The sequence below is a fragment of the Bacillus sp. 0909A genome (assembly GCF_036765115.1).
GTDB classification, from domain to species: Bacteria; Bacillota; Bacilli; order Bacillales; family Bacillaceae; genus Bacillus; species Bacillus mojavensis.
On record NZ_JBAIZU010000007.1, the window covers coordinates 72,003 to 91,192 of the forward strand.

Consider the following 19,190-nt stretch of genomic DNA (forward strand, 5'->3'; position numbering starts at 1 on the left):
AGTCCGGCGTCCCTACCGTATGTCACAGTCTGTATAATCAACAGTCTATTCACTGATTAAAAGTTCTGATATCAGTTTATTTTTGTTACAATAATGGGGTGCAAGTTCTTTTATCTGTTAGACAAAGAAAAACTAGGAGGAACAAGATTGTTGAAATCAAAAGTCCATTTTTGGACATTGCAAATTTTATTTGTTTTGCTGATTATTTTCGTAGCAACAAAAGTTTCATTTGTGTTTCAGCCGTTCATCGTGTTTATCACGACATTGTTTTTCCCGATGCTGATCGCGGGAATTCTGTATTTTATTTTCAATCCGGTCGTCCGTCTGCTTGAGAAAAAAATGCCGCGGACATTATCGATTCTGCTCATCTATTTAGTATTTATCGGTTTGCTTGCCTTTGTTTCTGCGGCAGTCGGGCCTGTCATTACATCGCAGGTGACCGGGCTGTTTAACAATCTTCCTGAATATATAAAACAGATTCAGGCATTGACAAAGGATTTATCTCACTCTCAATGGTTTACCTGGATGATGACACAGGATTATGTATCCATATCAAAAATTGAACAGTCTTTGACAAGCTTTCTCCAAAACCTGCCGCAAAATATTACATCCAGTTTATCCGCGGTGTTTGGTGTCGTGACTAATATCACACTTGTCATTATCACTGTTCCGTTTATCCTCTTTTATATGCTGAAGGATGGACACCGCTTTCCGCACCTGGCAGTCAAAATACTTCCGGCTTCATACCGGACAGAAGGTCTAAAAATCTTTAAAGATTTAACCGACACACTCGCTGCGTATTTTCAGGGACAGCTGTTAATCTGTCTTTTTGTAGGGACAGCGTGCTTTATCGGATACTTGATAACAGGGCTGCCATATGCGCTGATTCTTGGAATTGTCATGGCCATTACAAATATCATTCCATATGTCGGACCTTTTCTCGGCGCTGCGCCGGCTGTCATTATCGGCTTTATGGATTCACCGGCCAAAGCGCTTTTTGCGATCATCGTGGTTGTGATCGTTCAGCAGCTCGACGGAAATCTACTTTCTCCGCTCGTTATCGGAAAACGTTTGAATACGCACCCGCTTACCATCATTTTGCTGTTGATCGGAGCCGGAAGCTTCGGCGGCATTCTCGGCATGATTTTAGCTGTGCCGGTGTATGCGGTAGTCAAGGCATTTTTCTTGAATATCGTGCGGCTGATCAAGCTGCGCCAGCGTTCACGCCTTGAAGAAAACGAACGTCCCGCTGAATAGGCGGGCACCATCGGCTCCTTTCCGCATATGATGCTGTAAATCAGTGCGGAGGTGGGGAAATGCCTGCGATTGTAGGGCCAATATATATTATGTCTATATCAGGTGATGCTGCAGCCAGCTTTGGAGATGTGTTTGCGATCGCGCCGAAAAGCGTTGATCACACAGGTGCTGGGTCTGGCACATTTCAGCTTGGGGATTTTGTGAAGATCAATAACGAATATAGTAAAACAATGTTTAACGATGCCGATATCATTGATGAAACCGTTTCGTTTAATGGGTAACAGCCTTTTCTAGAGAGGCTGTTGCTTTTTTATTGTATAATATGGATAGTCTTTTAAATAGCGAGGTCATGTTATGAAAATCAGAAAAGCAAATATCAGCACACAAACAGGAATGATCACTGATGTATATCTGCATGAAAACAGAAAAGAACTGCATACGCTCGTAGCCGTTCCGCAGCTGGAGTGGAGCACAATAATTTCATACGAGGACGAAAAATCATCGCTGCCAGAACGGCTGGAGGCTTCTTTGCGCCGGCATACAGAGGAAGAGCCTGCTGGTGAGCTGGCAAAAAAAATCATTCACTGGGTAACGGAAATGTAACAGCAATTGAAAGTTTAGCCCCCGCAGGATCAGGCGATAATGAAGACAAACAAGACGGGAGGACGAGCTTTTGAGTGATGAAACGCTGGATCTCTATTTGCAGCAAGGAATGTACGGGCCGCTGGAAACAAAACCTGACGAGCGCCACTTGTTTTTAGGCTCATTGCGGGAAAGAGTGCTTTTGGCACTGACAAAAGGGCAGGTGCTCAGAAGCAAACCATATGACGAAGTCGAGCAGGCGTTTAAACGTAATAAACATATATCTCTTCTTATCAATGGAGAGCTTCAGTATCAGTCTTATTCCCCTTATGTAAAAATGGCGAACCGAAATGGAGTGCCTTTTAAAGTCGTATCTGATCTTCAGTTTCAGACGCCTTTAGGCCTTGTCATTGCGGCGGACAGTGCGGTAAATCATGAATCTATATATATTCAGGACGACATTTTTAATCGGTCGGTGCTGAAATCTTAAGAGACAAACGGACCGTTTGTCTTTTTATTCGTGGCAATTCCCTTACAACGGGAGATAAGATATAATGTTCTCATACTGATGGCGGGGAGGCCGGCTATGAAAAAAGCACTTATTTGTATTGATTATACGAATGATTTTGTGGCGAGTGACGGAAAATTGACCTGCGGGGAGCCCGGCAGAATGATTGAAGAGGCGATCGTCAATTTGACAGAACACTTTATCACAAACGGTGATTACGTCGTATTTGCAGTAGATTCTCACAATGAAGGGGATCAATATCACCCTGAAACCCGTCTGTTTCCACCGCATAATATCAAGGGTACGGAAGGAAAAGACCTGTACGGAAAGCTTTTGCCTCTATATCAGAAACATGCACATGATCATAATGTATATTACATGGAAAAAACGAGATATTCTGCTTTTGCGGGTACTGATTTAGAGCTGAAACTCAGAGAGCGGCAGATTGACGAGCTACATTTAGCCGGCGTCTGCACAGATATCTGTGTCTTGCATACAGCGGTTGATGCATACAACAAAGGTTTCCGGATTGTTGTGCATAAACAGGCTGTTGCCAGCTTTAATCAGGAGGGGCATACGTGGGCTCTTTCCCATTTTGCAAACAGCATCGGAGCGCAAGTGGCAGAGTAAGGAAGGGGAAAAACAGTGTTAGAGTACGGTTTTAAAGATGACAGCCTGTCATTACATACAGACCTTTATCAAATCAATATGGCGGAAACTTACTGGAGAGACGGCATTCATGAAAAGAAAGCGATTTTTGAGCTTTTTTTCAGAAAGCTTCCGTTTGAGAATGGCTATGCGGTTTTTGCGGGCTTGGAAAAAGCCATTGAATATCTGGAAAACTTCAAGTTTACCGATAGTGACCTGACTTATTTACGAGATGAGCTTGGTTATCATGAAGATTTTATTGATTATTTGAGCGGTTTATCTTTTACAGGTTCTCTTTATTCCATGAAAGAAGGAGAGCTGGTTTTTAACAATGAGCCGATTATGAGGGTGGAAGCTCCCCTTGTAGAAGCGCAGCTTATTGAAACAGCTTTGCTTAACATTGTGAATTACCAAACATTAATCGCGACAAAAGCGGCGCGCATCAAGGGCGTCATTGGCGACGAAATTGCACTTGAATTCGGAACAAGACGGGCGCATGAAATGGATGCGGCTATGTGGGGAGCGAGAGCAGCCTTAATCGGCGGCTTCAGCGCGACAAGCAATGTAAGAGCCGGAAAGCGCTTTAATATCCCGGTATCAGGCACACATGCACATGCGCTTGTGCAGGCCTACCGCGATGAATATACAGCGTTCAAAAAATACGCGGAAACGCATAAGGATTGCGTCTTCTTAGTCGACACGTATGATACGCTCCGTTCAGGCATGCCGAATGCGATTAAAGTGGCTAAGGAATTCGGAGACCGCATCAACTTCATTGGCATCCGCCTGGATAGCGGCGATTTGGCGTACCTGTCAAAAAAAGCCCGGAAAATGCTTGATGAAGCAGGGTTTACAGACGCGAAAGTCATTGCATCAAGTGACTTGGATGAGCATACCATTATGAATTTAAAGGCTCAGGGAGCGCGCATAGATGTCTGGGGTGTCGGCACGAAGTTGATTACAGCCTATGACCAGCCTGCTCTCGGTGCAGTTTATAAGCTCGTCGCCATCGAAGAAAACGGAGAAATGGTCGATACGATCAAAATTTCATCCAACCCTGACAAAGTGACGACACCTGGCAGAAAGAAAGTGTACCGAATTATTAATCAGTTAAATCATCATTCTGAAGGTGATTACATTGCGCTTTATGACGAGCAGGTGAATGACCAGAAGCGGCTGAGAATGTTCCACCCGGTTCATACCTTCATCAGCAAATTCGTCACGAATTTCTATGCGAAGGATCTTCACGAGCTGATTTTTGAAAAAGGCATCCTATGCTACCAGAACCCTGAGATTTCTGACATTCAGCAATACGTACAAGACAACCTCAGCCTTCTGTGGGAGGAATATAAGAGAATCAGCAAACCTGAAGAATACCCGGTTGATTTAAGCGAGGACTGCTGGAGCAACAAAATGCAGCGGATCCATGAAGTGAAAAGCAGACTTGAAGAAGAGCTCGAAGAATAAAGCAAACTGGCCTTTCGTTCGCGAAGAGGCCAGTTTTTTTGTGGGAATAATATTTTTCATGTTTAGACAAATTTCGTCAAATTATTTGATATACTTAGGGTGGAAAGCCGCGTGTTTTGTAAGGAGGATAAATCAATGAGGGTGTTTGTTGCAAGACAGCCTATATTTAATCGAAAAGAACAGGTTGTCGCTTATGAACTTTTATATAGAGAGAGCGAAGAGAATGTGTATTCCGCTGCAGACGGCGATCAGGCTACAACAGATTTGGTGATTAACAGCTTTTTAAACATCGGAATCGAGAAGCTGACGGAAGGAAAACGCTGTTTTGTCAATTTCACTGAAAGCCTGATGTTTTCGGATCTCCCCACCTCCTTCAATCCAAAACAGCTTGTGATTGAAATCCTTGAAGATATACCGATCACTCCGGCTCTCGTTTCAAGGTGCAGAGAGCTGAAAAAAATGGGGTATACGCTGGCACTCGATGATTTTTACGCGATAAACCCGAAAAATGAAAAATTATTGGAAAAGCTCATGAGCTATATTGATATATTGAAAATTGATTTTCTTAAAACCACCCGAATGGAACGCCGAAACATTTTGCAAACCTACAGCCGTTGCGGCCTGATTTTTTTAGCTGAGAAAGTAGAAACACGCAAAGAATATGAACAGGCGGTGCAAGATGGCTTTCAGTTATTTCAAGGCTACTTTTTCAGCGAACCGCGTATCATCAGCGGCCATGATCTGTCGACCCATTTTTATTCTTACTATGAATTGCTCAACGAATTAAGCAAAGAGCAGCCTAACATCCAGCGTGTAACTGAGTACATAGAACGTGATTTATCGCTGTCATATCAAATTTTAAAATTCTTAAACTCTTCTCATAACCGCTTAACCCAAAAGATCGACAGCATTAAGCAGGCTATCATGCTTCTTGGGTTTAACGAAATCAAACGGTGGATATACATCCTATCCTTTAAGGATTTAAGCAGAAAAGGGAATTCCAGCAAACACGAAATCATAAAAATTTCTTTAATGAGAGCAAAACTATGTGAACTGTTGGCAAGAAAAACAGCGCGCCCGCAGCCGGCCTCGTATATGCTGATCGGGATGTTTTCTCTCATAGACACCCTTTTGCACAGAGAAATAGAAGAGATTATTCAAGAATTGCCTTTAATAGATGAAGTAGGTCAAGCGTTATTAGGTCATCAAAATGACTATTACCAAATGCTTGAGCTTGTGAAGTTAATCGAAACCAACAATTGGGACACTTGCGGAGAATTAGCAAAAGAATTGGACAAGGAAGAAGCGTACGACTGTTATTTGGAAGCCTTGGAGTGGTGTCATAAGCTTATGGGCGAAAAGTAATTGCGGTCTTCTGACCACCGCAACGCCACGATGATTCGGCTTTGCGTGCTGATTAGGCTGATGTATATGCCATCGGGATTAAAGACCGAATCCACATCATGCCGGACGCCTGTCTGTTTGATCAGACGTTTTACTGTCTGTTTATCTGACTGCTCCGCTGCAGTCATGATGCGGCGCGAAAGCTCCTGTGACCCCGCAATGCGCCTAAGTACAAGCTGAGCATCAGCGAGCAGCCCGGCGGCATCCTTTGCGGAACGGATAAAGGTCTCTGTATTGGCGGCAGGAGCGGGCGGGCGGCGTATGTCGTACGGATAGACGTAGAACCAAGGATAAGGATATCTCATGGAAGCACCTCGCAAAAAGGGGATATGTCTATATGTATAGATCACTCAGGTGCCGGATATGACAAAGCGAAAAGGCCACAACTTTGCGTTGCGGTCTTTTCGGTGTTTGTCGGTCACGATACGCCAAGAATCGCGTATTAAATTTTGAAAAAGCAGCAAGGGGGACTATAGTCTCACTTGGTGAAACAGTTAAATACAATAAAATCAAGAGAATTAAGAATCTTTCTCAATTCCACCCGGAATCACCGTTTTTACGCGTGGAAAAATAGTCCCGTTCTCATTGTGATTCCTTTGAGTACAAAGACCTATTGAGATTTGCGGTGTCACGCAGGACTTTTTTGTATACTTTTCGGTGAAAAATGAGCCGAAAGCAGATACACTATTAGTAACAGATCAAATACCTAGGACTCGTTCACCATACACAATTCATTGATCTTTCAAAAAAAGGAGTGTGGAAACGATGGAAAAGAAACTTGAAGAAGTAAAACAATTGTTATTCCGACTCGAACTTGATATTAAAGAAACGACAGATTCATTACGAAACATTAACAAAAGCATTGATCAGCTCGATAAATTCACATACGCAATGAAAATTTCGTAAAAAAGACTTGGAAACAAGTCTTTTTTTTCGTTCTACCCATACAATAAATGGATAAAGTATTATATGATTGTTAAAAAACGAAAAACCTGCTGTCCTTGAACAAAAGGGTTTAGTAAAATAAAGTGAGGGATTCATATAGCTAAGAAATTAACTCTAAAAACAGAAAATGTAAAGGTTACAATACACCATATTCTTAAAAAAAATGGTGTGAATAAAGAATTAAGTAAATATGTTTTAAATTTTGCTGATACAAAAAATAACTTTCCATTCGCCGAGCTAGCTTTAGATCATTACTTGGCTTTTGGAGGGAATGATTTTGAAGAAATATTAGATTTAGGAACAGGGATTGAACTCCTTATCTTAGCGGCAGATATTTTTGATGATATACAAGATAAGGATCGCCCAAATGCAGAATGGATGAAGGTTGATCATGCTGTATCTTTAAATATTGCAACCTTGATTTATACGTTAGCTCTCCAAGTCATATCCTCTAGAGATACGGAAGGGTTACTGCTCAAGACAGCTCTAAAATATATCGTCCAAGCCATGGAGGGTCAACACATTGATTTGCTGGATAATACACTAACTGAAAAACAATGTATTGCAATGATAAAGAAAAAATCAGGAGCGTTGACTGCTTTAGCAAGTATGCTGGGTGCTGTACTCGCAACTAAACATCATCAGCCAGATGTAGAACAGTATGCTTTCTATATAGGCGTTGCGGCACAATTAAAAAATGATTTATTTGAAATAATGTATATGAATAATATAGATACTCTTTTCAAAAAGACAAACTTGGCAATTCAATTCTTAGAGAAAAAGTTCAATACAGCATCAGTTGAATTGTTAAGAAATAACTTTCGGCAGTCGGAATTAAAACAACTTCTCTTGGAATCTGGAGTTATACATTATATGTCAGTAATGATTAATATATATAATTTGAAAGTTGAAAATGGACTCAAAAAGTCAAATTTAACTTTAGAAAACAAAAACTATTTAATTAACAAAATTTGTGATAAGAGGGTGGATGAAAATGCAGGAAATAGTAAATTATTTAGTTCGTAATCCCGAAATTGTTCAAAAATTGATGAGAGAAGAAGTCAGTATTATAGGTTTAGATAAAGAAGAGGTGAAAGGAGTACTGCTTGGATTTGATCAATTGATCTCAATGAGTTCTAAAGACGAAATATACTGGAAACCGTATTGAAACAGGAGAGAATATGAAATTATCTAAAAATACGTATTCCATTATATTAATTTTACTCAGCTTGTCTTATATTTTCTATTTAACTTATATAAATGTAAATAATCTATTTGTAGGAGCCACCGCAAATGTTAATAACAAAGGTCAAATAGAAATTACCAGAGTGTCAGATTACACAATGGCTTATTATGCAGGTGTCAAAAAAGGCGACATTGTAATTAAAATTAATCAGAATCAGAATGTTGAACCAAAAGATTTAAAACAGAATACATTAAAAAACGTTAGATCTATGACAGTAATAAGATCTGGTGGAATAGTTGAAATCAAAAACTTAAGTTTAATAAGTGAAGACAACTTATTTGTTTATTTAATACCTGTTATTTTCTTCTTCGTATGCCTTAGTTGTATTATCCTTATTTTAAAAATTAATAAGGAAAAAAATTTAGTTTCAGCTTTTATATTGAACATCTTTTTACTCACTACTGGTATGGCATATGTAAGTGCGGGAGGTTCGTCAAAAGGAGATCTAATAAGTCGATATGTAAATGTTATAACTTTAATATCCGTACCTGTAAATTATCTCTTGTTTATCTACCAATATATTAAGGAATTTGGATACAAGATTTTTAATGGGAAAATTTTTGTTGTTTTATATACAGTCCCTGTTATTAATGTAATATTAGAGTTGTTTAGAAATTGTTTTGATAGAGGAGTTTTGGGAAAGGTTAATTTAGTTTCAATATCTCTTCTTTATTTAATAGCTTTATTTTTCATTGCTGTAGGCTTAATAAAGCACAAAAAAACAGAGCAAGCAAATATTCTTAAGACCTTTCTTTTGATTAATATTTTTGCTTTCTCACCATTTGTATTCTTGTTTGTGGCACCTTACATTATTTTTGATGACTATTATGTTTCTTCTTTTTTGGTTGCGCCTTTTCTTTTATTAATTCCGTTTTCTTTAGTTTATCAATTTATGACTAATAAAATCTATGAAATTGATTTTATCGTCGGGCGGTTGAAATATTATAGTCTTTTAGCTGTCACTCCTACTCTGCTTATTATTACAATTTATGACCTTATACAAGAGCCAAATTCAGAATTTTATACGTTTAAACTAACTTTGCTTACGTATATTATTATGCTGGCTGTGTTTTATTCCAAAGAGCTCTTAGATTTTCGTTTCCGTTTAAAGCGGTTTTCTGAAAAACATAATTATCAGGATAGTATATTCAAGTTTACCCAAATAATTAAAGGAGCTTCATCGTTAAAACAAGTATTCACTGAACTTGAATCTACTCTTCTTGAAGTCTTAATGATTAGTAAAGTATGTGTTTTAGAAGTCGAAGGAGACTTAAATGTAAGATACTTTTTTAATGATAATGAGAAAAAATTATGGGAGCCGTATTCTCATCAATTAGCCGAAACGACCAGAGAAATCGGCAAAATAGTTCAGGTGGATAAAGGTTTTTTTATGAAAATAGGGGAACGGGGCAGTAAATCATACATTGTTTTATGTTTATCATTCATGAATACTCCCAAGCTGACTTGGGATGAGATTTCTTGGTTAAAAACCTTATCATTCTACACAAGCATTACGATGGAGAACGTGCTTAAAATCGAAGAACTTATGAATCATCTCGAAGATTTAAAGAAACAGGAGACAAACCCGGTCTGGCTCAAAAAGCTGATGTTTACCATCGAAGAAAAACAACGTTCTGATCTCGCCCGCGATCTCCACGATTCAGTTCTTCAGGATTTGATATCATTAAAACGGCAGTGTGAGCTGTTTTTGGCTGATTTTAAGAAGGATGATGATCCATGCCGTGAAGAGGTGCAGGACAAGCTCGTACAGATGAATGAGCAGATGTCTGATGTGATTTCGATGACGAGGGAGACGTGTCATGAATTGCGGCCGCAGCTTTTGTATGATTTGGGACTGGTGAAGGCGCTGTCCAAGCTGGTGGCGCAGCAGCAGGAGCGGGTTCCGTTTCATATTCGCTTAAATACCGGCAGATTTACGGCGTCGCTTGATTTGGATTCGCAGCTGAATTTGTACCGGATCATTCAAGAGTTTTTATCGAATGCAGTGAAACACTCTCAGGCGACGGAAGTGCTTATCATGCTGATCAGCATTCAAAACAAAATTGTTCTTCATTATGAGGACGATGGTGTGGGATTTGATCAAGAGAAAACCAACGAACATTCCATGAGTATGGGTCTTTCTGGCATTAAGGAGCGAGTCAGGGCTTTAGATGGACGCCTCCGAATCGAAACAAGTGAAGGAAAGGGCTTTAAGGCCGATATTGAAATGGAATTGTAATGGTTTTATAACGGAAACGACTTGGCATAAGCCAAGTCTTTTTTATAAAATGGAAATGAGTGAGTAAAAGGGAGGAAAACATGAAAAAGATACTAGTGATTGATGACCATCCGGCTGTCATGGAAGGCACCAAGACAATTTTGGAAACGGATTCGAATTTGTCTGTTGATTGTCTCAGTCCTGAACCCAGCGAACAGTTCATACGCCAGCATGATTTCTCATCATATGATCTCATTTTAATGGATTTGAACTTAGGCGGCGATGTCAATGGGATGGAGCTTTCTAAACAGATTTTACAAGAGAATCCTCATTGTAAAATTATCGTGTATACCGGTTATGAGGTCGAGGATTATTTTGAGGAAGCGATTCGTGCGGGTTTGCACGGCGCCATCAGCAAAACCGAATCAAAGGAAAAGATCACCCAATACATATATCACGTGCTCAACGGAGAAATTTTAGTCGATTTCGCTTACTTTAAACAGCTGATGACTCAGCAAAAAACAAAGCCGGCCCCTTCCTCTCAAAAAGAACAAGATGTGCTCACACCAAGAGAATGCCTGATTCTTCAAGAAGTTGAAAAAGGTTTTACCAACCAAGAAATTGCAGATGCGCTTCATTTAAGCAAGCGGTCCATTGAATACAGCCTGACGTCGATTTTCAACAAGCTTAATGTCGGTTCCCGGACGGAAGCGGTGTTGATTGCAAAATCAGACGGTGTGCTTTAAATAAGGGAGTGTAAGCTATGGATATGAAACATACATTGCTTGGAGCGCTGGGAATTGAAATTGTAGAAAGCACAGCGGAACGCTGCGTGGCAGTGATGCCGGTGGATCACCGGACAGTCCAGCCCTTTGGTTATTTGCATGGAGGCGCTTCAGTGGCTCTTGCGGAAACTGCGGCGAGCGTGGGTGCGCAGCATCTAATCGATTCTAGTACACAAGTATGTGTCGGTTTGGAGATCAACGCCAATCATCTGAAATCTGTCAAGGAAGGAACGGTAAAGGCCGTAGCCGAGCCCGTTCATAAAGGAAGAACAACCATTGTGTATCAGATTCACATTTATGACGAGCGAGAGAGGCTGATCTGTATATCCAGATGCACGCTGGCTGTCATCACAAAATAAAAAAACAGCCGGAACTCTGCCTGTCCGGCTGCTCATTTTTATAGGTAAGAATCCTCTTTTCGTTTAATCACAAAGTTTCTGATTCCGTTATAGTCATCCTGTACACTTCTTTCATCCAGCTTGACGCCAGAGTTGTACGCAGCTCGGCAGATCAAGTGTCCCCCGACCGGCGACGTAATAAAAATAAAGAAAATTCCGAGCAGAATTTTTGCCGATATCTCTCCTGTTATAAACCACAAAAAGAAGAAGACACCGAGCAGAATCATATTGACGCCTAACGTTGAGCCTTTAGAAGCAGCGTGAGAGCGTGTGTACATATCGGGAAGGCGAAGCGTCCCGAAGGAAGCCACAAGACAAATTAGCGACCCCATTAGGATCAATATTGCCACTGCTATTTTAGCGATCACGATCATTTTCGATAATCTCTCCTTTCTCTAAGAATTTAGAAAACGCAATGGTTCCGATAAAAGACAAAATACCCAGCAATAATATGATATCAAGAAAAATACTCGTATTCAGCAGGATGGAGACAAGCGCTGTCATCGCTATCAGATTAATGCCGATTGCATCCAGAGCCACAACCCGGTCAGGAACAGTCGGCCCTTTGATGACACGAACGACATACAACAGGGTGGACACCGCCATAATGCCGAGCGCGATTTGAAGGATTAACGTAAACATCAGCGGCTCACCTCCTGTATGGCTTTTTCAAATGACTCACGAATATCAAAAATCGCTTTTTCCGCATCCTCAATATCCATCGCGTGAATATAGAGAATGGTCCGGTCATCGGAAATATCCATGACCAATGTTCCCGGTGTTAATGTAATAAGCAGTGATAGCAGGGTAATTTCCCAATCCGTTGTCAGTTCCGTTTTAAATGCGAATATGCCTGGTTTGATATCCAGTTTTGGCGATAGGACTGTTTTCAGCACACTGACGTTGGCAAGGTATAATTCCCTTATAAAGATCAAAAAAAGTTTGATAATCGAAAACATTTTCCATAGATAAAACGGATGAGCAAGGAAGCGCCGGAAGAAAAAGAGGGAGATCATTCCCAGGATAAAGCCTGTAATGAATCCGGCGGCGCTTCCATCATTGCTCAGGAACATCCAGCAAAAAGCAAGAAACACATTTAATAAAATTTGAAATGCCATGCGATCTACTCCTTCAGTACAGCTTCAATATATTTTTCCGGATTCAGCAATGTCTCGGCCGCTTGATCAACGTACGGTGACACCCATTCTGTACCCAATCCGAAGAGAAGAGACAGGAAGAGAAAAATAGCTGCCGGATATAGAAGTCCTTTAGCTGTTCTAAGATTTTGCTTTGGTGTTTCTTTTTCTTCGCCCCAAAACGCATGAATAAAGATCCTCAACACGGAATACAGGACGAGCAGGCTTGAAAGCAGGATCAGCATGGAAATCGTAAATTCACCCTCAGCGAAGCCGCCTTCCGCAATTTTAAATTTGCCTACAAATCCGCTGAGAGGCGGGATGCCGGCAAGAGATACAGCCGAAATGAAGAACATCCATCCAAGAATGGGGTATCGCTTGATCAGCCCGCCCATTCGTTGAAGGCTTGCTGTTCCAGTCAAAGCGATCAGCGTGCCTGCCAGCATAAATAATGCGCCTTTAATCAGCATGTCGTGAATCAGATAGTAAATCGCACCTTGAATGGATGCCGGCGTATGAACTGCAACACCGAACAAAATAACGCCGACAGCGGTAATAATATTATAGATCACGATTTTCATGACATTCTGATAGGCAAGCGAACCGATGACACCGAAGATGACAGTGAGAGCCGCGAGCCATATCATCAGCTGGTGGGTAAACGCTGTATCGTGAATGAAAATCAGTGTGAACACTCTTGTGATCGCATATAATCCGACCTTTGTCAGCAATGCGCCGAACAATGCGGAGATGGCTGCCGGAGGAGCGTAATAAGAGCCGGGAAGCCAAAAGTAGAGAGGGAAGATTCCGCCCTTCATACCAAACACGATGAGTAACAGGACACCGATTACAGTAATCAGCCCAGTTTGGCCGGATTCGCTGATTCTCACACTTAAATCCGCCATGTTTAAGGTGCCGGTCACAGCGTATAAAAAGCCTACGCCGATGACAAACAATGCTGATGACACGATATTAAACACAATGTATTTAATCGATTCCCGGAGCTGAATTTTTGTGCCGCCTAATACAATCAGCATATAAGAAGCGATCAGCAGAAGCTCGAAAAATACGTACATATTAAATAAATCGCCTGTTAAAAACGCTCCGCTTACCCCGGCCAGCAAAAACTGCACGCCTGAGTAATAAAAGGCTCTTTCCCGTTTCTCACCGATAGAACGGAAGGAATAAAGCACAACCAATAAGCCGATAACTGCCGTTGTGAGAACGAGCAGGCTGGCAAATTGATCTGCAACAAGCACAATTCCGTAGGGGGCTTTCCAGCCGCCCAAATTCAGTGTCTGAATGCCGTTTGTAAAAACGGTCTGTACGAGTAAAACGCTGATCACAATCCCGAGTGCGGATGCAGCAGTGCTGAAAATCCGCATGAGCATGATGTGTTTGTTCATGAAAATCAGCAGAATGGCCGACAACAGCGGGATCAGGATTGGCAATATAACAAAATTATTCATGTTGATCATTTCCCCTCATTTGATCCATATTGTCCGATTTCAATTCCTGATAGGCCCGAAACGCCATGACGAGGATGAAGGATGTAACCCCAAAAGAAATGACAATAGCGGTCAAAATCAGGGCTTGCGGAAGCGGATCGACAAATGACTTGGCATGCTCGCTCAAAATCGGAGCGGCGCCTTTTTTTAATCCTCCCATAGTTAAAAGCATTAAATGAACGCCGTGGCTTAAAAGCGCTGTTCCGATAATGACCCGAAGCAGGCTTTTAGACAGCAGCAAATAGGTAGCAGCCATAAATATAATACCGGCCGTAACAGCCATTAAGATTTCCATTATTCTTCCTCTCCAATCGTTTGAATAATGGTCATCGTAATGCCTACGACAACTAGATAAACGCCTAAATCAAAAAGCGTCGCCGTGGCAAGCTCCGTTTTCCCTAAAATCGGCAGATGAAAGTAACCGAATGTGTGGGTTAAGAAGGGCGCCCCGAAGACAAAGGAGCCAACTCCTGTTAAAACAGCGAGCAGAAGACCGGCTCCTGCGACGTAAATGAAATTAACCGGCAAAATGGAACGCACGGTTTTTAAATCATAAGCCAGCAGCAGCAAAACGATGGAAGAGGATGTGATCAGCCCGCCGACAAATCCTCCTCCAGGCGCGTTATGGCCTGATAAAAATAAATAGAAAGAGAAAAGCAAAATGATAAAGGATACAAGCTTTGTAACGGTCTGCAAAATAAGGTCATTTGTTTTTTGTTCATTCACCGCTTTTCCCCTCCTCTTTTACTTTTGTTTTAATCATGCTGAAGATGCCGAGAGCGGCAATCGTTAATACCGTAATTTCAAACATTGTATCAAAACCCCTGAAATCAACGAGAATGACATTGACGACATTATCTCCTCCGCCTAGATCATGGCTGTGCTTTGTAAAGTAGGAGGCGATACTGTCTTTTGTCCGCTGGCTTGAGGATGCGATACCGAGCAGGGTGACAATCATGCCGACTCCTAAAGCGATGATAAAGTTTGTCATTCGGAACGTTCTTGTTTTCTTTTTCAGCCGCAGTTTCGGCAAATGATAGAAACAAAGCAGAAACAGGGCGACGGAAATCGTCTCAATGACCAGCTGGGTCAAAGCCAAATCGGGCGCTCTGAAAATAACAAAAAACAATGCAAGCGTATAACCGACAACACCAAGTGAAATAATCGCCGTCAGTCTGGATCTGGCAAATACAGTTGCCGCTGTCGCGCTGATCATCACAAGTGTCAGGATCATTTCGAATATGCCGATTTTCGCCATACCCTCAGTTGTAAAGGAAAATCCGCCTTTCAAAACGAGAGCCCCGCTCATCAAAATGATAAATCCAGCGAAGATATACAGAAGATAATCCCGTAAAAATCCGGTCATATATTGTTTTGTCACTCGATAAGAGCCTTTTTCCATGATGGTCAGGAGCTTCTCATATAACCGATTGAGCGTGAGTTTCGATGGAAACAGCTTATAGATCCCTTTCCACCTGTTCATCGTCAAGTATCCGATCGTACCGACAACGATAATGCCCAGTGTCATCAGGACTTCGGCTGTAAACCCATGCCACTGCGAAATATGAACATGAAACTTCTCATGGCTGTCCAGCAGTGTCGGATAGATCGAATTCATCGCAGGCTCTATCAAGCTGTAGGACAATATATTCGGGAAAAAGAAGAGACTGACAGCGAGCGCAACAAGAATGACAGGTGATACGAGCATTCCAATCGGCGCTTCATGAGCCTGTTTTTCGAGTTTTTCAGGCTGGTAATTGCCTTTAAATGTTTTAAACAGCAGTTTCATGCTGTAGATAAATGTAAACACACTTCCAGCCCAAGCGAGGACAGGGAACAGCGCTCCCCACGTCTGGACGTTGAACAAATCGACATGTGTCACACGAAGCATGCTGGTGAAAAACATTTCTTTACTCAAAAATCCGTTAAACGGCGGGAGACCAGCCATTGAAAATGTGCCGATCAAGGAAATTGTAAATGTAATCGGCATAATCGCCATCAGTCCGCCGAGCTTTCTGACATCCCGCGTGCCTGTTTCATGATCAATGATGCCGACTGCCATAAACAAGCTTCCTTTAAAGGTAGCATGATTGATGAGATGGAAAATGGCAGCCATGGCGGCAACTGTGTAATACTCTGTATGGCCGTAATGCAGGGCTGCAGCGCTGACACCAAGCATCGAGATGATCATGCCGAGCTGGCTGACCGTTGAAAACGCCAAAATGGATTTTAAGTCGGTTTGTTTGACGGCATGGAATGAACCCCAAACCATGGTAAAAATCCCGACGAGAGAAACAATCCAAAACCACTGAGCTGAAAAGGCGAAAATCGGACTGAATCGTGCAATCACATAAATTCCCGCTTTGACCATCGTGGCTGAATGGAGATACGCGCTGACAGGCGTCGGCGCTTCCATGGCATCAGGCAGCCAAATGTAAAAAGGAAACTGGGCGGACTTTGTAAATGCGCCTAGTAAAATCAAAATCATCGCCGGAATAAATAAATCATGGCCGGCAATCAACTGAACCTGATTGATCATTTCTCTGATACTGAATGAATCTGTGATCAGATAAAGGAGAATGAATCCTCCCAGCATACACAGTCCGCCGCTTACCGTAATCAAGAGTGATTTTGCGGCGCCGTAGCGAGACTTTTCACGCTTGTACCAATATCCAATCAGCAAAAAGGACGAAAGGCTGGTAAGCTCCCAAAACATGTAGAGAACCATGACGTTGTCAACAAGAACAACACCGAGCATGGCGCCCATGAACATTAATAAATAGACATAAAAAGGTCCAAGCTGTTCTTTTTCTTTCGATAAATAAAAAATACTGTAAAGAGTGACCAACGAGCCGATCCCTGTTATCAGTAAGGCGAATAGCAGTCCGAGACCGTCTACATAAACGGTAAAGTTAATGCCTAATGAAGGAATCCACTCCAATACCGATCGTAATGTTTCTCCCGATTGAGTCATTCTGATCATTGGAAGAAAGTATATAAACAGCAAGACGGGCAGTATCAGAACAAACCAGCCCGTATGCACTCTTTTTGCGTATTTTGCCAGAAAGGGAATGATAAAAGCAAATACAAACGGCGATAAAATAGCAAAATGTAAGAGCTGCAAAGACAAGACCTCCTTTTCTCTAATTGAAACTTGTTCTATGTATAAATAATTAGAATATACGGTCAAACGACCCAGTCCAAATTATATCGCACTTTTTTGGAAGCCGCCATGCTTCGACCTTCCGCGATTGGATTTTACGAGTTCTTTTGACCTCAAAATAAGTTTAACAAAAAACAGATCATTTGTATATTTAAAATCGCTCCTGATCAAGCTGTATGTAAGGAGCTGATCATGTGAAGAGAAAGGTCCTTATGTGCTCAGGTTTATTCTGCTCGATATTTGCAGGGGCATTCATGCTGAATCAGTATGACGGCCGTGCCCGTGTGGCAGACAATGATGATTGGGAACTGTATTTATTGGAGCACCACCTGTCAACTAACATGAGTGAGGCGGAATCTAAGGATAGGCCGTTTGGGTCCAGGGAGTATATGCGGATTGTGAATAAATAAAAAAGAGTTCCGTCTAAAACGGAACTCTTTTTCTGATTATGAAGTGAAGAAGCGAAGTAAAATCGTCGCGCAAATGACAGTTCCTGCTCCGCCGAGGCGGGTAGAAATTTGGGCGAATGGCATAAGGCCCATTCTTCCTGAAGCGGACAAAATGGCGACGTCTCCCGTTCCGCCGAGACCGCTGTGACAGCAGGTCACGATTGCGGATTCAACAGGGTACATGTTCATCAGTTTGCCTACAAAGTATCCAGAAGAAATCATGGCAACGACAACTGAAATACAAATGATGACAAACGGAATAGAAATCACAGATGCCACGTCATCTAAAGGGATAAAGAGAATCCCGAGGCCTACCATAAGCGGCCATGTAAAGCTTGATGAAATAAACTTATAAAGCTGATACGCGCCATCCTCCATTTTTTTTGGAAGGATATTTGCATATTTGATTGCGGCTGCTGAAATAATCATTAAAATAGCGCCTGGGATGAAGATAAATTTCTCCAGTAAACCGCCGAAAATAAAGAATGTACAGGCGAGCAGAACTCCGGCTCCCATCAGTTTAAAGTCAACTTTAGCTTCAGCCTCTTTTTGATTGAAAATATCGTTTGCTTTCTTAGATTTAACGAGACGCCCATTGCCGTTTAGATCAGGACGTTTTTCACCCAGTTTTTTCATTAAAGCGGCACAGATGATAGCAAAAACGTTTCCGATGATAGCAGCAGGAACCAGCTGCGACACATACACATCAGCGGAAGACCCCAATATTTGCGAATAAGCAATCGAGAGAGGCAAAATTCCTTCACCTATTCCCCCGGCAATAATCGGCACAACAACAAAGAAAAAGGAATCATAGGCACTGTAGCCGAAGATGAATCCGACGAGCACGCCAGCCGCAACCGCCGCAATTGTGCCCGCTACTAAAGGAACGAACATTCTGATGAATCCCTGTATTAAAACAGTTCTGTTCATTCCAAGAATGCTTCCTACAACAAGACAAGCGATATAGAAATAAAGAAAGTTAGATGTTTTCATTAAATTGGTAACAGCATCTAATGATGATGGATTCAGCACATTATAAAAAACTAAAAAAGATGGCACAAACAAAGAAAGAATAGCAGGACCGCCAATATCCTTCAAAATCGGAATCCGCTGGCCGATATCGCCAAGAAAGACACCTAAAATCATAATGATGGCAAACCCGCCCAGCATGTTTGCGGGCAGCTCGTTGTAATAAGCCGCAAGAATAATAATGACAGCTAATGCTGTATATAATGGGAGAGGAATCACGCCGATTTCCCAGGTCCATATTTTTTTAAACAGGCTTTTCTCCTGTGTGTCTTTGTGCTCAGGTAAAACTTCCTCTGTTTTGTGAATTGCTCCCATTGTCGTACACCCCCATGTATTGTTTGTTACAGTCTACAAGAAAGCGCTAACAAAGGATATTTTTTTAAGTTAAATAATTAATAAACAACTAAATTAAGGGGGTATTTTGGATCAGAAAAAATCCCTGAGAAG

General features: G+C 41.6%; 23 protein-coding genes. 14 read left to right on the forward strand and 9 right to left on the reverse strand.

What is annotated here, in order from left to right:
• Window positions 1-147 precede the first annotated feature (147 nt).
• From V6D42_RS18915 to V6D42_RS18945, 7 genes are all read left to right on the forward strand, one after another.
• Window positions 148-1,257 (forward strand): AI-2E family transporter, encoded by a 1,110-nt coding sequence (locus V6D42_RS18915; RefSeq protein ID WP_229149095.1) that lies wholly within the window; start codon window positions 148-150, stop codon window positions 1,255-1,257.
• 59 nt (window positions 1,258-1,316) lie between these two features.
• Window positions 1,317-1,538, forward strand: a complete 222-nt coding sequence (locus V6D42_RS18920; RefSeq protein WP_333514265.1) for a spore germination protein — start codon at window positions 1,317-1,319, stop codon at window positions 1,536-1,538.
• A gap of 73 nt (window positions 1,539-1,611) precedes the next feature.
• The gene (locus V6D42_RS18925; protein WP_333514266.1) at window positions 1,612-1,860 is read left to right on the forward strand and encodes a YueH family protein; all 249 of its coding nucleotides are present in this window, start codon (window positions 1,612-1,614) and stop codon (window positions 1,858-1,860) included.
• A gap of 70 nt (window positions 1,861-1,930) precedes the next feature.
• Entirely contained in the window at window positions 1,931-2,329 is a 399-nt protein-coding gene (locus tag V6D42_RS18930; RefSeq protein WP_333514267.1) for a YueI family protein, read from the forward strand.
• Between the two features lie 96 nt (window positions 2,330-2,425).
• A complete protein-coding gene (locus V6D42_RS18935) occupies window positions 2,426-2,977 on the forward strand; it encodes a cysteine hydrolase family protein (RefSeq protein WP_044158950.1) in 552 nt (183 codons plus the stop codon).
• 15 nt (window positions 2,978-2,992) lie between these two features.
• Window positions 2,993-4,462 (forward strand): nicotinate phosphoribosyltransferase, encoded by a 1,470-nt coding sequence (locus V6D42_RS18940; protein ID WP_229149092.1) that lies wholly within the window; start codon window positions 2,993-2,995, stop codon window positions 4,460-4,462.
• Between the two features lie 135 nt (window positions 4,463-4,597).
• Entirely contained in the window at window positions 4,598-5,827 is a 1,230-nt protein-coding gene (locus V6D42_RS18945) for an EAL and HDOD domain-containing protein (protein WP_333514268.1), read from the forward strand.
• Here the strand turns inward: V6D42_RS18945 and V6D42_RS18950 are convergent.
• Window positions 5,803-6,171 carry a hypothetical protein gene (locus V6D42_RS18950; protein ID WP_333514269.1) on the reverse strand — a complete coding sequence of 123 codons (369 nt, stop codon included), beginning with the start codon at window positions 6,169-6,171 and terminating at the stop codon, window positions 5,803-5,805. The two genes, V6D42_RS18945 and V6D42_RS18950, sit on opposite strands and share 25 nt — an antisense overlap.
• A 460-nt stretch (window positions 6,172-6,631) precedes the next feature.
• Between V6D42_RS18950 and degQ the strand changes: the two genes are divergently transcribed.
• The 6 genes from degQ to V6D42_RS18980 all read left to right on the forward strand — a co-directional run bounded on the left by degQ (window position 6,632) and on the right by V6D42_RS18980 (window position 11,419).
• Complete coding sequence (gene degQ / locus V6D42_RS18955) at window positions 6,632-6,772, forward strand: degradation enzyme regulation protein DegQ (protein WP_010331694.1); 141 nt, start codon at window positions 6,632-6,634, stop codon at window positions 6,770-6,772.
• Between the two features lie 207 nt (window positions 6,773-6,979).
• Entirely contained in the window at window positions 6,980-7,837 is an 858-nt protein-coding gene (locus V6D42_RS18960; protein WP_164848141.1) for a polyprenyl synthetase family protein, read from the forward strand.
• On the forward strand, window positions 7,806-7,979 hold the full coding sequence (gene comX / locus V6D42_RS18965) for a competence pheromone ComX (protein ID WP_326130752.1): 174 nt from the start codon (window positions 7,806-7,808) through the stop codon (window positions 7,977-7,979). Before V6D42_RS18960 ends, comX begins: the two co-directional genes overlap by 32 nt.
• Before the next feature lie 13 nt (window positions 7,980-7,992).
• Complete coding sequence (locus V6D42_RS18970) at window positions 7,993-10,296, forward strand: histidine kinase (protein ID WP_333514270.1); 2,304 nt, start codon at window positions 7,993-7,995, stop codon at window positions 10,294-10,296.
• An 80-nt stretch (window positions 10,297-10,376) separates the two neighbouring features.
• Window positions 10,377-11,021 (forward strand): two-component system response regulator ComA, encoded by a 645-nt coding sequence (comA, locus tag V6D42_RS18975; protein WP_010331690.1) that lies wholly within the window; start codon window positions 10,377-10,379, stop codon window positions 11,019-11,021.
• 17 nt (window positions 11,022-11,038) lie between these two features.
• Window positions 11,039-11,419, forward strand: coding sequence for a hotdog fold thioesterase (locus V6D42_RS18980; RefSeq protein ID WP_333514271.1), 381 nt, complete (start codon window positions 11,039-11,041; stop codon window positions 11,417-11,419).
• A gap of 38 nt (window positions 11,420-11,457) precedes the next feature.
• Here V6D42_RS18980 and mnhG read toward each other — a convergent pair whose 3' ends face one another.
• Genes mnhG through V6D42_RS19015 form a run of 7 tightly spaced genes read right to left on the reverse strand, consistent with a single transcriptional unit; the run spans window position 11,458 to window position 17,226 of the window.
• Complete coding sequence (gene mnhG / locus V6D42_RS18985; RefSeq protein ID WP_333514272.1) at window positions 11,458-11,832, reverse strand: monovalent cation/H(+) antiporter subunit G; 375 nt, start codon at window positions 11,830-11,832, stop codon at window positions 11,458-11,460.
• On the reverse strand, window positions 11,816-12,100 hold the full coding sequence (locus V6D42_RS18990) for a Na(+)/H(+) antiporter subunit F1 (protein ID WP_024122677.1): 285 nt from the start codon (window positions 12,098-12,100) through the stop codon (window positions 11,816-11,818). Before V6D42_RS18990 ends, mnhG begins: the two co-directional genes overlap by 17 nt.
• Complete coding sequence (locus V6D42_RS18995) at window positions 12,100-12,576, reverse strand: Na+/H+ antiporter subunit E (RefSeq protein WP_010331686.1); 477 nt, start codon at window positions 12,574-12,576, stop codon at window positions 12,100-12,102. The genes V6D42_RS18990 and V6D42_RS18995 overlap by 1 nt, the downstream gene beginning before the upstream one ends.
• Before the next feature lie 5 nt (window positions 12,577-12,581).
• Window positions 12,582-14,063 carry a Na+/H+ antiporter subunit D gene (locus V6D42_RS19000; RefSeq protein WP_333514273.1) on the reverse strand — a complete coding sequence of 494 codons (1,482 nt, stop codon included), beginning with the start codon at window positions 14,061-14,063 and terminating at the stop codon, window positions 12,582-12,584.
• Window positions 14,056-14,397 carry a Na(+)/H(+) antiporter subunit C gene (locus V6D42_RS19005; protein ID WP_010331684.1) on the reverse strand — a complete coding sequence of 114 codons (342 nt, stop codon included), beginning with the start codon at window positions 14,395-14,397 and terminating at the stop codon, window positions 14,056-14,058. The genes V6D42_RS19000 and V6D42_RS19005 overlap by 8 nt, the downstream gene beginning before the upstream one ends.
• Window positions 14,397-14,828: a Na(+)/H(+) antiporter subunit B gene (locus tag V6D42_RS19010; protein WP_024122673.1), complete on the reverse strand. Its 432-nt coding sequence runs from the start codon at window positions 14,826-14,828 to the stop codon at window positions 14,397-14,399. Before V6D42_RS19010 ends, V6D42_RS19005 begins: the two co-directional genes overlap by 1 nt.
• Entirely contained in the window at window positions 14,821-17,226 is a 2,406-nt protein-coding gene (locus V6D42_RS19015) for a Na+/H+ antiporter subunit A (protein WP_268471513.1), read from the reverse strand. Before V6D42_RS19015 ends, V6D42_RS19010 begins: the two co-directional genes overlap by 8 nt.
• Window positions 17,227-17,459: 233 nt before the next feature.
• On the opposite strand from V6D42_RS19015, the gene V6D42_RS19020 reads away from it, so the two are divergent.
• The gene (locus V6D42_RS19020; RefSeq protein ID WP_010331681.1) at window positions 17,460-17,675 is read left to right on the forward strand and encodes a hypothetical protein; all 216 of its coding nucleotides are present in this window, start codon (window positions 17,460-17,462) and stop codon (window positions 17,673-17,675) included.
• Window positions 17,676-17,711: 36 nt separating this feature from the next.
• Here the strand turns inward: V6D42_RS19020 and maeN are convergent, their stop codons facing one another.
• On the reverse strand, window positions 17,712-19,058 hold the full coding sequence (gene maeN / locus V6D42_RS19025) for a sodium/malate symporter MaeN (protein ID WP_333514274.1): 1,347 nt from the start codon (window positions 19,056-19,058) through the stop codon (window positions 17,712-17,714).
• Window positions 19,059-19,190 lie beyond the last annotated feature (132 nt).

Excerpts from the sequence above, each read along its gene's own strand:
- V6D42_RS18920 (WP_333514265.1), top strand. The coding sequence starts at position 1,317 with ATGCCTGCGATTGTAGGGCCAATATATATTATGTCTATATCAGGTGAT.
- V6D42_RS18925 (WP_333514266.1), top strand. The coding sequence starts at position 1,612 with ATGAAAATCAGAAAAGCAAATATCAGCACACAAACAGGAATGATCACT.
- V6D42_RS18935 (WP_044158950.1), top strand. The coding sequence starts at position 2,426 with ATGAAAAAAGCACTTATTTGTATTGATTATACGAATGATTTTGTGGCG.
- V6D42_RS18945 (WP_333514268.1), top strand. The coding sequence starts at position 4,598 with ATGAGGGTGTTTGTTGCAAGACAGCCTATATTTAATCGAAAAGAACAG.
- V6D42_RS18950 (WP_333514269.1), bottom strand. The coding sequence starts at position 6,171 with ATGAGATATCCTTATCCTTGGTTCTACGTCTATCCGTACGACATACGC.
- degQ (WP_010331694.1), top strand. The coding sequence starts at position 6,632 with ATGGAAAAGAAACTTGAAGAAGTAAAACAATTGTTATTCCGACTCGAA.
- comX (WP_326130752.1), top strand. The coding sequence starts at position 7,806 with ATGCAGGAAATAGTAAATTATTTAGTTCGTAATCCCGAAATTGTTCAA.
- V6D42_RS18970 (WP_333514270.1), top strand. The coding sequence starts at position 7,993 with ATGAAATTATCTAAAAATACGTATTCCATTATATTAATTTTACTCAGC.
- comA (WP_010331690.1), top strand. The coding sequence starts at position 10,377 with ATGAAAAAGATACTAGTGATTGATGACCATCCGGCTGTCATGGAAGGC.
- V6D42_RS18980 (WP_333514271.1), top strand. The coding sequence starts at position 11,039 with ATGGATATGAAACATACATTGCTTGGAGCGCTGGGAATTGAAATTGTA.
- mnhG (WP_333514272.1), bottom strand. The coding sequence starts at position 11,832 with ATGATCGTGATCGCTAAAATAGCAGTGGCAATATTGATCCTAATGGGG.
- V6D42_RS18990 (WP_024122677.1), bottom strand. The coding sequence starts at position 12,100 with ATGTTTACGTTAATCCTTCAAATCGCGCTCGGCATTATGGCGGTGTCC.
- V6D42_RS18995 (WP_010331686.1), bottom strand. The coding sequence starts at position 12,576 with ATGGCATTTCAAATTTTATTAAATGTGTTTCTTGCTTTTTGCTGGATG.
- V6D42_RS19000 (WP_333514273.1), bottom strand. The coding sequence starts at position 14,063 with ATGAATAATTTTGTTATATTGCCAATCCTGATCCCGCTGTTGTCGGCC.
- V6D42_RS19005 (WP_010331684.1), bottom strand. The coding sequence starts at position 14,397 with ATGGAAATCTTAATGGCTGTTACGGCCGGTATTATATTTATGGCTGCT.
- maeN (WP_333514274.1), bottom strand. The coding sequence starts at position 19,058 with ATGGGAGCAATTCACAAAACAGAGGAAGTTTTACCTGAGCACAAAGAC.